The sequence below is a fragment of the Rhodococcus tukisamuensis NBRC 100609 genome (assembly GCF_001894985.1).
GTDB classification, from domain to species: Bacteria; Actinomycetota; Actinomycetes; order Mycobacteriales; family Mycobacteriaceae; genus Rhodococcus_G; species Rhodococcus_G tukisamuensis.
Window position 1 is genome coordinate 1 of record NZ_BCXG01000039.1, and the last position, 15,183, is coordinate 15,183.

Annotated in this window: 10 protein-coding genes; 6 read left to right on the forward strand and 4 right to left on the reverse strand. The window is 70.6% G+C overall.

Annotated elements, in window-relative coordinates; translation table 11 throughout:
- Positions 1–15 precede the first annotated feature (15 nt).
- From RT2_RS23795 to RT2_RS23805, 3 genes are all read right to left on the reverse strand, one after another.
- Positions 16–684, reverse strand: coding sequence for an MspA family porin (locus RT2_RS23795; protein ID WP_072847285.1), 669 nt, complete (start codon positions 682–684; stop codon positions 16–18).
- An 85-nt stretch (positions 685–769) separates the two neighbouring features.
- Positions 770–2,248, reverse strand: coding sequence for a PepSY-associated TM helix domain-containing protein (locus tag RT2_RS23800; RefSeq protein ID WP_072847286.1), 1,479 nt, complete (start codon positions 2,246–2,248; stop codon positions 770–772).
- Positions 2,249–2,529: 281 nt separating this feature from the next.
- Positions 2,530–3,057, reverse strand: coding sequence for a hypothetical protein (locus RT2_RS23805; protein ID WP_245709505.1), 528 nt, complete (start codon positions 3,055–3,057; stop codon positions 2,530–2,532).
- A gap of 148 nt (positions 3,058–3,205) precedes the next feature.
- Between RT2_RS23805 and RT2_RS23810 the strand changes: the two genes are divergently transcribed.
- The 4 genes from RT2_RS23810 (at position 3,206) to RT2_RS23825 (ending at position 9,971) form a co-directional block, all read left to right on the forward strand.
- Positions 3,206–4,795 carry an alpha/beta hydrolase gene (locus RT2_RS23810; RefSeq protein ID WP_072847288.1) on the forward strand — a complete coding sequence of 530 codons (1,590 nt, stop codon included), beginning with the start codon at positions 3,206–3,208 and terminating at the stop codon, positions 4,793–4,795.
- Between the two features lie 52 nt (positions 4,796–4,847).
- A complete protein-coding gene (gene glnA / locus RT2_RS23815) occupies positions 4,848–6,188 on the forward strand; it encodes a type I glutamate--ammonia ligase (RefSeq protein WP_072847289.1) in 1,341 nt (446 codons plus the stop codon).
- Between the two features lie 4 nt (positions 6,189–6,192).
- Positions 6,193–9,207 carry a bifunctional [glutamine synthetase] adenylyltransferase/[glutamine synthetase]-adenylyl-L-tyrosine phosphorylase gene (locus RT2_RS23820; protein WP_072847290.1) on the forward strand — a complete coding sequence of 1,005 codons (3,015 nt, stop codon included), beginning with the start codon at positions 6,193–6,195 and terminating at the stop codon, positions 9,205–9,207.
- A 197-nt stretch (positions 9,208–9,404) separates the two neighbouring features.
- Positions 9,405–9,971 (forward strand): C40 family peptidase, encoded by a 567-nt coding sequence (locus tag RT2_RS23825; RefSeq protein WP_245709504.1) that lies wholly within the window; start codon positions 9,405–9,407, stop codon positions 9,969–9,971.
- 132 nt (positions 9,972–10,103) lie between these two features.
- Here the strand turns inward: RT2_RS23825 and RT2_RS23830 are convergent, their stop codons facing one another.
- On the reverse strand, positions 10,104–10,532 hold the full coding sequence (locus RT2_RS23830) for a hypothetical protein (RefSeq protein ID WP_139191271.1): 429 nt from the start codon (positions 10,530–10,532) through the stop codon (positions 10,104–10,106).
- A gap of 405 nt (positions 10,533–10,937) precedes the next feature.
- Between RT2_RS23830 and RT2_RS23835 the strand changes: the two genes are divergently transcribed.
- Both RT2_RS23835 and RT2_RS23840 read left to right on the forward strand, forming a co-directional pair.
- Positions 10,938–13,835 (forward strand): AAA family ATPase, encoded by a 2,898-nt coding sequence (locus RT2_RS23835; protein WP_072847293.1) that lies wholly within the window; start codon positions 10,938–10,940, stop codon positions 13,833–13,835.
- Between the two features lie 333 nt (positions 13,836–14,168).
- Entirely contained in the window at positions 14,169–15,155 is a 987-nt protein-coding gene (locus RT2_RS23840; protein WP_169888544.1) for an RCC1 domain-containing protein, read from the forward strand.
- The last annotated feature ends 28 nt before the right edge of the window (positions 15,156–15,183 follow it).

A 15,183-nucleotide genomic window follows, 5' to 3' on the forward strand; every position in this document is an offset into this window, starting at 1 on the left:
AACGACGGGCGCGGGTCAGCCGATGCTGAAGGGGTGGCCGTACAGCGTGGTCTTGGAGTAGTTGTCTCCGACGATCTCGACGACCGTGTACGCGCGGGCCTGGGCGTAGCCGCCGCAGTTCTGCACCTCGAGCTGGGTGTCCTGGTACTGGACCGAGTACTTGCCGTTCTTCTTGAGGTCCTTGCCGGCCACGCTCACGAACTTGACCTGGCCCGCGGAGATCGGGACGGTCAGCGACCCGGACATCGAGGGGCCGTCGAGGCTGATGCCGCCGCCGAAGGAGCCGCCGAGGCCGGTGATGTCGACCTGGCAGCCGACGATGTAGCCGGTGTTGATGCGGGAGACGCCGTGGGTGGAGGAGTTGTTGGTGCCGGGGCTGCCCGCGGCGCCGTTGGTCGGGCCGGCCTCGGTCTCCTTGGTGATTCCGGTGACGTCGGCGGTGACGGTGCCGGAGACCCAGGCGGTGCGGCCGGCGCCGTTCGAGGCCAGCGACGGCGAGATGAGGGCGCTCTCGTCGGTGCGGGTGATGACGGCGCCGGGGGCGTTCTTGGATCCGTCGGGCAGCGGCACGAAGGTGTCGGCGGCGGCGACGCTGGTGGACAGCAGGCCGATGGTCAGGGCTGCTGCGGCGCCGAGGCCGGCGACACGAGTGCCGCGGAGCGCTGTCGAGTTGTTCGAGTTCATGGATTCCTTCTCGAGATCGGGCCGTGAATCGGCCGCGGACAGAACGTGTTGATCGCCGAACAGGCCTCGGTCGGCCCGAATTCGGCTAGGCACGAGTGCGGGTGCGCAGTGCGACGAGGACGTCGACGAGCAGGAAAGCGAGCAGGCTCAGACCCAAGAGCGGAACGAAGTAGCCAACTGCAGCCGCGACGGCGAGGACCCCGATCGCGAGGGCCGGATGCACCGACCGCAGGGCGCCTCGGCGCGGCGGCCTGCCCATGGCCCAGTCGGATCCACGGGTCGGACGCCGGCGCCACCACATGACGTAGCCGCGCACGATCACCGAGACCAGTGCGACCGCGAGTGCCGCGAGGGCGAGCTGATTGAGCAGCCCGAACTGCAGACCCATGTGCAGCTGGATGCCCCAGGAGGTGAGCTTCGCCGCGAGCGGCCACTGGGCGAACCGCAGTACGTCGGTCACCTCTCCCGATGAACCGTCGATTGCGATCGAGTCGGTGGAGAACACCCACGGCTGACGGGTCTGCGCGACGGTGAACGCCGTCCCGGACTTCGCCGGGATCGATGCCTCGACCGCGCCGTCGACCCCGTTCTCCTGCGCCGTGGCCAGTACCGAATCGATTCGGCTCACGTTCGTGGCGACAAGGTCGGGGGTGTCGGCGACCGACGGTGATCCGCCGCCGTGGCCGCCGTGGCCGTCGTGCCCGCCGTGGCCGCCGGTTGCGTCGGGGGAGGGCCCGAGCTCGCTGTCGATCTGTGGTGTCGTCCAGCTCAGCGAGGTGCGCAGCGCGCTGACGTTCTCGCCCGCATACTTGGACCAGGTCAATCCGGTTGCGGACAGGAACACCAATGCGACCGCAATCCAGATTCCGACCACACCGTGCCAGCTGACTGTGCGGGCCCGACCTGAGGTCGAGCGGTCGACGGACAGCAAGCGGGCGGACGAGCCGGTGCGCCTCCGGGCCTTTCGGTTCCGGTCCCACCACAGGCAGACGCCGCCGGCCGCGATGACCCACATCCACGACGCCGCGAGCTCGCTGTAGATGCGTCCCGGCTCGCCGAGGTGAAGGTGCCGGTGCAGCTGTGAGATCCAGGTCCGCACCGGCAGGGCGCTGCTGCTGCCGTACACGATCGACTCACCGACCGGGCGTGCGGTAGCCGGGTCGACGAAGACCGCAAAGCGCTCGGACTCGCCGAGACTGGGATCGGTGAACAGCACCCGGGTTGTGTCGCCCGGCTCGGGGGCCGGCCGGATCGCGGACACGGTCAGATCGGGGCGTTCCTGTTGTGCCGCCCGGATCTGGTCAGCGATCGGTACGGCGGGGCCGGTCGGGTCGACGTGCAGGTAGTCGCGGTAGACGATCTGTTCGAGTGAGGGCGCGACGGCGTAGAGACCGCCGCTGATCGCGGCAACCAGGATGAACGGCGCCACGAGGATGCCTGCGTAGAAGTGCAGCCGCATCAGCAGCGGGCGAACACTCCGAGCCGGTCCGGGGTCGGGCTGTTTCGGAGGTGAGGTGTCACTGAGCGAGGAGTCGCGCCCTCGCTCGATCTCGGGTGCAGCCATGGGCGATTCTCGATTCGAGTTCGGCCGTCGACGTCTACGGGCACCGTCGAGCAGCACCTGACTCAGGGGCCGTGGGTGCGCAAGCAGTGCCGTCGAAGGCGTGACGGGCGGCGGGTCACCCGGCGCCTCGGCGATATGCCGGGCTGCCAGGGAAAAGTGACGTTGGCTGGGAAGTGGCATTCGAAGGCCGTGCTGCCAGCGGCAACGATGAAGGATGCGCGCGCGACTACCTGGCCGCAGTGGACGAATCCGGTCTGCGGGTGCGTGTGTGGTCGCGTCGGCTATGCAGGGTGCGGCGGACCGCGAGTGCCGATGCTCGAGCCGACCAGCAGCCAGCGAGCAAGTGTCGGGGGAGAGGTCGGGACGCAGACTGCGGCGCACGCGACGACCGGCAGTGGGGGACGCAGCAGCGGGATGATCCGGCTGAGCGCCGCGACGGCCAAGGTGCATCCGCGCTCGCCGGCGAGGATCAGTACGGTCGCGACCCCCACGGCGACGGCGTGAGCGGCCACCATTGCCGGACTGAGCTGAGATCCGTGGTGATTGACCGCGCCGACAGTCAACGCTGTGTGACCGATCACCTGTCCCAAGGCCAGCGATGCAGCCAGGAACCACGTCGCATGTCGATCTGCCAGTGTCGTTGCGGAGACTGCCCCGACGGCGGCGCACGCCAGGACCAGCAGTACCACCGAACTCTCGGTGGGAGCCATCCCGTCACCGGCCGCGTGGGCGGCGACGCTGACGGCTGCGGAGATCGAGCCGGCGAAGGCGCCGCGCATCCGCGCGAACGTCGCCTTCGGTGTGCTCACCCCGCGGAGACTACACGGTGCTACTACAAGGGCTAGTACAGGTCTCCGCGGCCGCCGGGTGCGGCGGTGTCGGCCCCGGATTGCGGGGCGGATCCTGCCGAGAACGCGTCCACCAGCGGGTTCCGGCAGTCGTGGCACCATCGACACCATGCCGCTCCGCCGAACCACCCCCGTTCTCCTGGCCGCGGCCGCAGTCGTGACCACGCTGGTCGCCGGTTGCGGCACGCCCGTCGACGGCGAGGCCACCGCCGCGTCGGGCGACTCCGCCGCCAGCGAGGGCGGGTCGTTCCGGCCGGGCGCCGGGGTGGTGCCGGCCGGGCTGGAGAAGTTCTACACGCAGGACCCGCAGTGGGGGTCGTGCGACGACTTCGTCACCGACGGCGCGCCGCTGGCGAGCCGGGTCGAGTGCACCCGGATCACCGTCCCGGTGAACTACGACGACCCCGCCGGCGAGACCGCGCAACTCGCGGTCTCGCGCAGCCGGGCCACCGGGGACAAGATCGGATCGCTGCTGGTCAACCCGGGTGGTCCGGGCGCCTCGGGGCTCGGGCAGGCCAGCGTCGGGCTCGACACCGCGCTCGAGACCGGCTTCGACGTGGTCGGCTTCGACCCCCGCGGCATCGGCGCGTCCACCCCGCAGGTGCAGTGCCTGACCCCGGCCGAGGCGGACGCCGAACGCACCGAGCCGCAGGTGGACATGAGTCCCGCCGGCATCGCCGCGATCGAGCACACCAACCGCGACTACGCGGACAAGTGCGCCCAGCGGTCCGGCACCAACCTGCTCGCCCACGTCGGCACCCGCGAGGTGGTCCGGGACATGGACGTGATCCGGTCCGTGCTCGGCGACGAGAAGCTCAGCTACCTCGGCTTCTCGTACGGCACCCGGATCGGGACGACCTACGCGGAGACCTTCCCGGGCAACGTCCGGGCCATGGTCCTCGACGGCGCGATCGACCCGGCGCAGGACCCGGTCGAGTCGACGGTGCTGCAGGCCGCCGGGTTCCAGCAGGCGTTCGACGCGTTCGCCGCGGACTGCGTCGCCACCTCGCCGGACTGCCCGCTCGGCGCCGATCCGGCCCAGGCGGTCGCGCGGTTCCGGGCACTGGTCGACCCGCTCGTCGACCGGCCCGCGCAGACCACCGACCCGCGTGGGCTGAGCTACCCCGACGCGATCACCGGCGTACAGCAGGCGCTGTACTCGCCGAACCTCTGGGGCTCGCTGCGTTCGGGCCTGTCCGCGCTGGGCGAGGGCCGCGGCGACACCCTGCTGCTGCTCGCCGACCTCTACGAGGGCAGGCAGGACGACGGCAGCTACAGCAACATCAACGACGCGTTCAACGCGGTCCGCTGCGTCGACGACCCGCCGGTGACCGACCGAGCGCAGAACGGCGCCGCGGACACCGCGTTCCGTCGGGCGGCCCCGTTCCTCGACGACGGCCGCGGCACCGGCAGCGCCCCGCTCGACATCTGCGCGTTCTGGCCGGTGCCGCACACCGGGACCCCGCACCCGGTCGACGCCAAGGACCTGCCGCTGGTCGTGGTGGTCTCGACCACCGAGGACCCCGCCACGCCGTACCAGGCCGGGGTGGACCTGGCCAAGCAGGTCGGTGGCGCGCTGATCACCTTCCGGGGCACCCAACACACCGTTGCGATGAGCGGTGTTTCCTGCGTCGACGACGCCGTCGTGGCGTACCTGACCGGGCTCGATGCGCCCGCGTCGGACCTAACGTGTTCGTAACCGATTTCACGATGTAACACAGATTTAACGGGCCTTGCCTACTCTCGCGGACATGGATCGCCAGAAGGAATTCGTGCTTCGTACCCTCGAAGAACGCGACATCCGTTTCGTTCGACTGTGGTTCACCGACGTGCTCGGCTACCTCAAGTCGGTGGCGATCGCCCCCGCCGAACTCGAGGGCGCCTTCAGTGAGGGCATCGGTTTCGACGGTTCCGCCATCGAGGGCTTCTCCCGGGTGTCGGAGGCGGACACCGTCGCGATGCCGGACCCGTCGACGTTCCAGGTGCTGCCGTGGGCGCACAAGGACGGGGCCCAGCACTCGGCGCGGATGTTCTGCGACATCGCGAACCCCGACGGCTCCCCGAACTGGGCGGACTCGCGGCACGTGCTGCGCCGTCAGCTGAGCAAGGCCAGCGACGTCGGCTTCAGCTGCTACGTGCATCCCGAGATCGAGTTCTTCCTGCTCGAGAACGGGCCGATCGACGGCACCACGCCGATCCCGGCGGACAACGGCGGCTACTTCGACCAGGCCGTGCACGACTCGGCGCCGAACTTCCGCCGCCATGCCATCGACGCACTCGAGTCGATGGGCATCTCGGTGGAGTTCAGCCACCACGAGACCGCGCCCGGCCAGCAGGAGATCGACCTGCGCTACGCCGACGCGCTGTCGATGGCGGACAACGTGATGACCTTCCGGTACGTGGTCAAGGAGGTCGCGCGGGCGGAGAACGTGCGCGCGACGTTCATGCCGAAGCCGTTCACCGAGCACGCCGGCTCCGCCATGCACACCCACATGAGCCTGTTCGAGGGCGAGAACAACGCCTTTCACAACCCCGACGACCCGATGCAGCTCTCGGACACCGGCAAGGCGTTCATCGCCGGCATCCTCGAGCACGCCAACGAGATCAGCGCCGTCACCAACCAGTGGGTGAACTCCTACAAGCGGCTGATCCACGGCGGCGAGGCGCCGACCGCGGCGTCCTGGGGTCCGTCGAACCGGTCCGCGCTGGTGCGGGTGCCGATGTACACCCCGAACAAGGCGTCGTCGCGACGCGTCGAGATCCGCAGCCCAGACTCGGCCTGCAACCCGTACCTCACTTTCGCGGTGCTGCTGGCCGCCGGCCTGCGGGGCATCGAGAAGGGCTACGAGCTGCCGCCCGAGGCAGAGGACGACGTCTGGTCGCTGACGTCCGCGGAACGCCGGGCCATGGGTTACAAGGAGCTGCCGGGCAGCCTCGACGAGGCGCTGCGGGAGATGGAGCGCTCCGAGCTGGTCGCCGAGGCCCTCGGTGAGCACGTCTTCGACTTCTTCCTGCGGAACAAGCGACGGGAGTGGGCGGAGTACCGGACCCAGGTGACGCCGTTCGAACTCAAGACCTACCTGGGCCTGTAGACGGATGGTCAAGCCTCCTACCGCACGGTCCGCGATTCCCGGCCCGGGCCGGCTCGGTCTGGTCGAACCGACGGCGCCGACGGACCTCGCCACCCTCGGCTGGGTGAACCTCGACAGCGTCGAGCTGCTCTGGGCGCTCTCGCGGGCCGCGAACGCAGACCTGGCGCTGCGGTCGCTGGTCCGGATGCACGAGGGTCTCGGTGCCGGCTGGGCGGAACTCGACGCCGGGCTCCGCACCGACACCGGCCTGCGCGGACGCCTGTTCGGGGTGATCGGTGCGTCCAGCGCCTTCGGTGACCACCTGGCGGCCAACCCGGACGGCTGGAAGCTGCTGCGCGGGGACCTCGATCTGCCCTCGCACGCGGACCTGACGGACGAGCTGCTCGCGGCGGTCGGTGCGACGCCGGACGCGAGCGCCTCGGAACTCAACCACGTCTACCGGTCGACGATCATCGGAACGGATGCCGTTGCGGCGCTGCGGAAGACGTACCGAGACCAGTTGATGGTGCTGGCCGCCGTCGACCTGGCGGCGACCGTGGAGAACGAGCGGGTGCTGCCGTACCAGACGGTGGGCCGGCAGCTCTCCGACATGGCGGACGCCGCGCTGACCGCGGCGCTCGCGGTCGCCGTCGCCACCATCTACCCGGACGGACCCTGCACCGCCCGGCTCGCGGTGATCGCGATGGGCAAGTGCGGTGCGCGGGAACTGAACTACGTCAGTGACGTGGACGTGGTGTTCGTGGCGGAGCCGTCCGACGCGTCCACCAGCCGGCTCGCCGGCGAGCTGATGCGGGTCGGGTCCTCGGCCTTCTTCGAGGTGGACGCCGCGCTGCGGCCGGAGGGCAAGCGCGGCGAGCTGGTGCGCACCCTCGACTCGCACGTCGCCTACTACCAGCGCTGGGCCAAGACCTGGGAGTTCCAGGCACTGCTCAAGGCCCGTCCGGCGACCGGCGACCTGGCGCTTGGGCAGCGGTACGTCGACGCGCTCAGCCCGATGGTGTGGGGCGCGTCCGAGCGCGACGACTTCGTCACCGACCTGCAGGCGATGCGTCGCCGGGTGGAGTCGATGGTGCCCCCGGAACTGCGCGAGCGGGAGATCAAGCTCGGTCGTGGCAGCCTGCGCGACGTCGAGTTCGCCGTCCAGCTGCTGCAGTTGGTGCACGGCCGCGCCGACGAGTCGCTGCACGTCAAGAGCACGGTGGAGGCGCTGACGGCGCTCGCGGCCGGCGGCTACGTGGGCCGCGACGACGCCGCGAACCTCACCGCCTCCTACGAGTTCCTGCGGCTGATCGAGCACCGGCTGCAGCTACAGCGGCTCAAGCGCACGCACACCCTGCCGCCGGCGGACGACGAGGAGGCGCTGCGCTGGCTGGCCCGTGCGGCGCACATGCGTCCCGACGGTCGCACCGACGCGCTCGGGGTGCTGGGCGCGGAGGTCAAGCGCAATGCGCACCGGATCCGCCGGCTGCACGCCAAGCTGTTCTACCGTCCGCTGCTGGAATCGGTTGCGCGCCTGGACAAGGACGCGATCCGACTGAGCCCGGACGCGGCGATCCGGCAGCTGGCGGCGCTGGGCTACACCGCCCCGGAGAATGCGCTCGGACACCTCAAGGCGTTGACGGTCGGGGCCTCCCGCAAGGGTCGCATCCAGGCGTTGCTGCTGCCGACACTGCTCGAATGGCTCAGTGACACACCGGATCCCGACGGCGGTCTGCTGGCCTACCGGCGGCTGTCCGAGGCGATGACGGATCAGGACTGGTACCTGCGGGTGCTGCGCGACGAGGGCGCGGTGGCGCAGCGGCTGATGATCGTGCTGGGCTCCTCGGCCTACATCCCGGACCTGCTGATCAAGGCCCCGGACGTGTTGCGGCAGTTCGCGGACGGCCCGAACGGTCCGCGTCTGCTCGACAGCGACCCGGACGAGGTGGCCCGGGGAATCCTGTCCTCGTCCGCCCGTTACGACGACCCGGGGCGGGCCGTGGCCGCGGCCCGGTCGCTGCGCCGGCACGAGCTGGCACGGGTGGCCTCCGCCGACGTGCTGGGGATGCTCGACGTGCCGCAGGTGTGCCGGGCGCTGTCCTCGGTGTGGTCCGCGGTGTTCGGCGCGGCGCTGGCCGCGGTGATCCGGGCCAGCGAGGCCGAGCGCGGCGCCCCGGCTCCGGCGTCGTTCGCGGTGATCGGGATGGGCCGGCTCGGCGGCGGCGAACTCGGCTACGGCTCCGACGCCGACGTGCTGTTCGTCTGCGATCCGAACCCCGGCGAGGACGAGATGCTCGCGGTCAAGTGGGCCAACGGCATCGCCGACCGGGTGCGCAAGCTGCTCGGCGCACCCAGCACCGACCCGCCGCTCGAGGTGGACACCGGGCTCCGGCCGGAGGGCCGCAACGGCCCGATGGTGCGGACCCTCGCCTCGTACGAGGCGTACTACCGGCAGTGGGCGCAGGCCTGGGAGATCCAGGCGCTGCTGCGCGCGCACACGGTCGCCGGCGACGCCGACCTGGGGCTGCGGTTCCTGCGGATGATCGACGCGACCCGGTACCCCGAGGGCGGCGTCTCGGAGACCGCGGTCCGGGAGATCCGCCGGATCAAGGCCCGGGTGGACTCGGAGAGACTGCCCCGCGGCGCCGACCCGGCCACCCACACCAAGCTCGGCCGCGGCGGTCTGGCCGACGTCGAGTGGACCGTCCAGCTGATCCAGCTCCGGCACGCCCACGACGTGCCGTCGCTGCACAACACCTCGACCCTCGAGACGTTGGACGCGATCGGCGCCGCCGAGTTGATGAGCGAGTCCGACGTGGAGTTGCTCCGCGAGGCCTGGCTGACCGCCACCAAGGCGCGCAACGCGCTCGTGCTGGTGCGCGGAAAGCCGTCCGATCAGCTGCCGGGCCACGGCCGGCTGCTGTCCGCGGTCGCGCAGGTGGCCGGCTGGGACGGCGACGACGCGGGGGAGTTCCTCGACAACTACCTGCGCGTCACGCGTCGGGCGAAGGCCGTAGTGGAGCGCACCTTCGGCGCCTGACCTGCGTAAACGGTGCTGCCGCGGTTCCGGGGGCGACGACCTCCGGGGCCGCGGCGCGTTTCGCCGAACCCCAGAAACAGGTATGCCCCCGGGTAGTTCGACCGTGCCGGGTAACTGCACCCACCAGGCAATCTGTCATTCATCACAGCGGCCCCCGCAGAAGCGTTGGCCGAACCGGATGAATGGAGAACGGTTTCGTGGCAAATCACAAGTCTGCGCGGGGTAGTCGGTTGGCCGGATCGGTCCGAGGTGTTCTGGTCGCCGGAGCGGTCGCCGCGGGAGCGGTGGTCCTGACCGCCACCCCCGCCCTGGCGCAGCCGATCAACATCCCCGGTGTCGGTGCCATCGAGATTCCGGGCCAGCTGCCCGCCGCGCCGCAGTCGCCCTCGGCACCGTCCGTGGCCCCCGCGCCGCTCGCGTCCTCGCACGGCACCCAGGCGTTGCGGGCGGCCGAGTCCAAGCTCGGGTCCCCGTATGTGTGGGGCGCGACCGGACCGAACTCGTTCGACTGCTCGGGGTTGGTCCAGTGGGCGTACAAGCAGGCGGGCATCTCGGTTCCGCGGACCACCTACGACCAGGCGAACGCCGGGTCCCCGGTGTCCAAGAATGCCCTGCAGCCCGGTGACGTGGTGCTCTTCAACGGCGCGGAGCACGTCGGGATCTACCAGGGCAACGGCCGGGTGGTGCACGCCCCCACCGAGGGCCAGCCGGTCAAGAGCACGCCGGTCGACGCGATGCCGTTCTACTCGGCGCGGCGGTTCTGAGACCGCGCTCGGACGAGGGCCGCATGATCGAGCCGGCGGCCGCCGGCCCGCGCGGCCACCTCGACGGCACCGACCCGCTGGTCGAACTGCAGTCGCGACCGGCCGCGCGGGGAGCGGGACTCGCCCCGCGGATCAGGGCGCCTCGGGGGGAGCCAGAACCCCGCCGAAGTCGGCCGACGCCGATCTCACCGATCCCGTGCCGAACGTCAACAGGAGGTCGAGGACGTTGCCGGGGCTGCCCAGGCTGCCGATCCTGCTGCTCGAGAAGTTCGGGTCCGCGTCCAGTTCGACGATTTCTTCCAACGGGGCGATGATGTCAGTCCGCCCGTCGGCGTCCTCACACCAGACACCGACGAAGTAGGTGCCGTTCGGCAGCCGTGGCGTGGAATATTCGCCATCTCCCGGGTTCTCCGGGAGATACACGAGGCCGCCGGTATCGCCCGGGTCAACTCCGGGGACCAGGTTCGGGCCGATGTTCTTCACGCCGACTCCGCAGGCGGACAGGGTAGGCGAGCCCACTCTGTAGACCTTGACGGTCACCACGTTGTCGTTGGTCGTCACGGTGGCGGTGCCGGTGACGACGGCCGAACCGATGGCGGGGGTCGCGATCGCTGCCAGGGCGGCAAGGCCGACGACGGCTCCTGTGCGGGCGATGCTCTTACTGAATTTCAACACGTGCCTCTCTTCTGATTTCGGGTGTTCGTTCGGATGGTGCTCGGCGGCTCATGAAAGTTGTTGGAGAACAAGGGTTCTGATCGGCGGGTCTTCGTTGCCGACTTGGTCGGGTGGCCCGGGGAGTGGCATGACGCCGGCGACACGGGTCCGGTTTCGGGCACCAGAGTGATCCAACCGCGCCCCGCCGCGGTTGTCCCCGGTGAGAACTACCGGGATCCGGCGGGTCGGTACCCGGTGGTTATTGCCGATTCGTCGATTTTGTCCGGGCGTCGGCGGATAGCATCTTCCGCTATGGGCAGTGTCACCCGAATTCGCGGTGAGGTTCGGCGCGACGCTGTGATCGTCGGCAGGGCGCGCCACCTCGCCGATCTCGCCGCGTGTGCTCGCCGAGCGCGGGCCGGCGAGGGCCAGGTGGTGGTGATCGAGGGCGAGTCCGGCTTCGGGAAAACCGCACTGGTGCATGCCTTTCTCGCCGGCGAGTCCGGCTGGATCACTGCGGCCGCGGTGGCAGACGACGGCGAGTGCGCGGTCACCTACGGGGTGATCGAGCAGATCGCCGACGAACTCGCGCACGCGGGCGCCGCGGCCGCCGCCGACGTCGACATGCGGGACAACGGGATTCGCCAGGTCGCGGCGTCCGCCGTCGCCGCTCTGGACGCGGTCGGCGGCCCGGTGTGCATCGTCGTCGACGACGCGCAGTGGGTGGACGAGGACTCGGCAGGCGTGCTGATGCTGCTGGCACACGCCGTTCGCCACCGCGCCGTGCTGCTGGTGATTTCCGCACGGCGCGACGCCTCCCCGCTGCTCAACCGCGTGCGCCGCCTCGCGTCCGGCCCTGGGCGCGGGGCCGTCGTCCACGTCGGCGCGCTGTCGCCGCGCGAGGTGCAGGAACTGGTGGAGGTCTCGCTCGCCACCGACTACTCGCTGCGCTCGGCGACCACGCTGGCGGCGTACGCCCAGGGCTGCCCGCTGGACATCCAGGCCGCGGTCGAGGCGTGCGGTGGCGATCCGGCCCGCGCGCATGATCAGCTGACGCGATACGTACCGGACCTGGTCGAATCGCTGAGAACGGTCTTGTCGCAGGTCACGGACTCCTGCCGCCTGGGAGTCGAGCTGATGGCGGTGCTCGACGCGCCGACGTCGGTCGCCGATCTCGATGCCGTGGCGGTGCGGCTCGGCGGCCTCGTCGACGTGCCGGCCGCGATGGATGTCCACCTGCTGGAGATCGAGAACTCGCGGGGCGTGCTGACGGTCCGCCCCCTGCACGCCCGGGTGCGCGACGCGGTGCTGGCGGCGATGGACCGCGACGCGATCCGGAGGGTGCACACGGCGATCGCCGACGGCGCGGTCGGCCCCCGGGCGCTGTTGCACCGGGCCGCCGCCTGCGTCGACGGCAGCGAAGAACTTGCCGCTCACCTGGAGGAACAGGCGTCCGGCGCGCGGGCGCACGGCGACCTCGACCGCGCGGTCGAGTACGGGCTGTGGGCCACCCGGCTGACCACGGATCCCGGTGCGTATCCGCGTCGGCTGGTCGACTGCGCCGCGAGCTCGGTCGCGGGACGGCACCTGCGGGTGTTCGACGAGCTGGTAGGCGGTCTCGAGTCGTTGGCTCCGACCCCCGAACGTGACCTCCTGCTTGCGTATTCACAGCTCAGGCGCGGGGACAACGCCGCCGCGCGCGAGCGGGCCGCGTCGGCGTTGGCGGCGGACCTGTGTGGCGAGCCGGCCTCGACCGCGCTCCGGATCGTCGTCACCTGCGGGCTGGCCTCCGCACTGGCCGTGGTGGGGGAGTTGGCCGAGGTGGCGACCCTGTGCGACGTCCTCGAACGGGACCTCTCGGTGCTCGTCGCGGAGCGATCGGCGGACCGCGCGGACGACGGCATCCCCGTCGACCTGCTCGGTCGGGAGATCGAGCTGTCGGCACTGCGCAGCGCCGTCGCGCACTACACCGAGGGCATCGCGGTCCACCGGTCGCCGGTGGCGAAGCTGCTCGACGCACTCGCGCCGGGACGGTACGACGGTCGGCACGCGATCGCGCTGGTCACGCGGGGAACGTTGCTGCACAAGGACGGTCAGTTGCACCGGGCGGCGGAGGACCTGACGTCGGGTCTGAGCCTGATCGCCGACGACGCGTCCTGGGTCGCCCAACAGGGCCGCATCGAGCTCGCGATGGTCCAGTTCCGGCTCGGATCGTGGGATGACGCGCAGGCCAACGCCGCGGACGCACTCGACCTCGCACTGGACCGGGGCGACCCGTGGTCGACCGCGGCGGCGTACGCGGTCGCCGCGTTGGTGCCGGTCGGTCGCGGAGACCTCGCGGTCGCCGAGCGGCGGCTCGGGCTCGCGCACGCGGCGATGTCCGAGTCGGGGACGCTGGTGGCCTATCGCGTGATCGCCCTGGTCGAGATGATGCTCGCCCTCGCCCGCCGTCGGCCCGAGCGTGCGCTGACTGCGATGCAGGCGTACCGCGTCCACGCGGATCTGGGTGACCGGGTGGGCAACTGGGATGCCGCCGAGGCCGTGGCGCTCCTGGAGTTGGGCCGCATCGGCGAGGCCGCCGCGGCACTGGCGCGGTTCGAGCGTACCGATGCGGAGTACCTGCTGGTCCGCGGTGCGGTGTCGTTCATGGCGGGCGAGCGTGACCGGGCCGCACGCCAGTTGCGCGGTGCGTTGGCGGCGCTGGACGACGACTCGTCGGTGATCGTCAGGGGCGTGACCTGGCACCGGGTCGGAATGCTGCTGGCGGTGGACGGCGAACCCGATGCCGGCCGGGCACTGATCCGTCGGGCCCGGGACCTGTACGGCCGGCTGGGTGCGGCGAGGTGGCTCGCCGAATGCGAGGCGGATCTGCGGGCCCTAGACGCTGCCCCGATGGCGCGGTCGACCTCGCAGAACGTCTCGTCCGAGACGTCGCTGACCGTGCGCGAGCACCAGATCGCGCTGCTGGTGGGCGAGGGTCTGACCAACCGGGAGGTCGCCGAGAGGCTGACCCTGTCGATCCGGACCGTGGACTTCCACCTGCGCAACGTGCTGCACAAGCTGGGCTTCGGCTCTCGGCGACAGTTGCGGGGCTGGGCCGCCGCGGCGGCGACGTCGCGGACGGTGCCGGATCCGGGCGACGAATCACCCTCGGGCGAGCCGCACCGCTCGCGCTTCCGGACGCTCGTGTTGGGCGTCGCCGGCGCATAACAGATCTCGCGACGAGAGGAAGTCGCGTAGGGAGATCAAAAATGTTGTCGTGCAGCATGATTCATCCCCTTGTCGCAGTGCGAGCGAAGTGCTTCCCGAAGTATCGGTCGCAGTGGACTTTTCGATTCCGCTGACAAGGCCACCTTCGCTGTGGTGATCATGTTCGCGTTCCCGCTCCCCAGAATCGCTGGAGTGTTGTCGCGCGGGAACTCGAGTCCTACCGAAGAGGAGATCTCTGTGAGGATTGATTCGAAAAGGCGAAACATGCACTCGGGCAACAGGTCCCGGTGGCGACGCCGAACCCTGGTCACACCACTCTTTGCGCTGGTGGCGATGGCAGGACTGGTGGGGACGTCGGGCGCCGCGCCGGTGGGCGTGCCGGTGCTCCCCGGTGGGGAGATCGTGGGGGTCGGGGACAACACCTACGGGGCGGTGACCCCGCCCGCGGTCCCGGCTGGGAAGACCTTCGCCGCGGTGGACACGAACGGACGGTTCTCGATCGCGCTGACCTCGGACGGACAGGTCCAGGGGTTCGGCCTGTCCCAGCTCGGGATGTTCGAGTTCCCGACACTGCCGGCGGGGCAGAAGTACACCGCGATCTCGGCGGGCGGTGCATACACCCTGTTGCTCACCTCGGCCGGCCAGATCCTCGGCACGGGTACCAACGACCGGGGGCAGCGGGTCGCCCCGACGCTGCCGGAGGGGCAGACCTACAAGGCCATCTCCGCGGGCTTCACCCATTCCCTGGCGCTGACCTCGACCGGTCAGGTCGTCGCGTTCGGCAACAACGACAGCGGCCAGTCCGACGCGCCGCCGCCACCGCCGGGGCAGACGTACACGGCGGTCGCGGCGGGCAACTGGCATTCGCTCGCGCTGACCTCGGGCGGTCAGGTGGTTGCCTGGGGTTCGCTGCCCCAGGGTGAGGCGGTTCCGGCGGCGCCCGCCGGCCAGACGTACACGGCGATCGACGCGGACTCGTTCCACTCGCTCGCCCTGACGTCCGGTGGGCAGGTCGTCAGTTGGGGGTCGTACGGTGCCGGACAGGGGATGTTCCCGGCAGGTCAGACGTACACGGCGATCTCCGCGGGCAGCTACCATTCGGCAGCGCTGACCACGACCGGGCAGGTCGTGGCTGTGGGTGAGAACACGAAGGGGCAGCTGGACATCCCGGCCCCGCCGGAGGGTCACAAGTACACCGCGGTCGCGGCCGGTAGCGGCACCACGCTCGCGATTCACGGCCCGGACGCGCCGACGGACCCGGGAACGGGATCGCTGGACTCGCTGGGTTCGCTGACCGACCTGTTCGGTTTGCTGAGCTGACGGTAGCGGTCAGTTGGCGGGCCGGCCG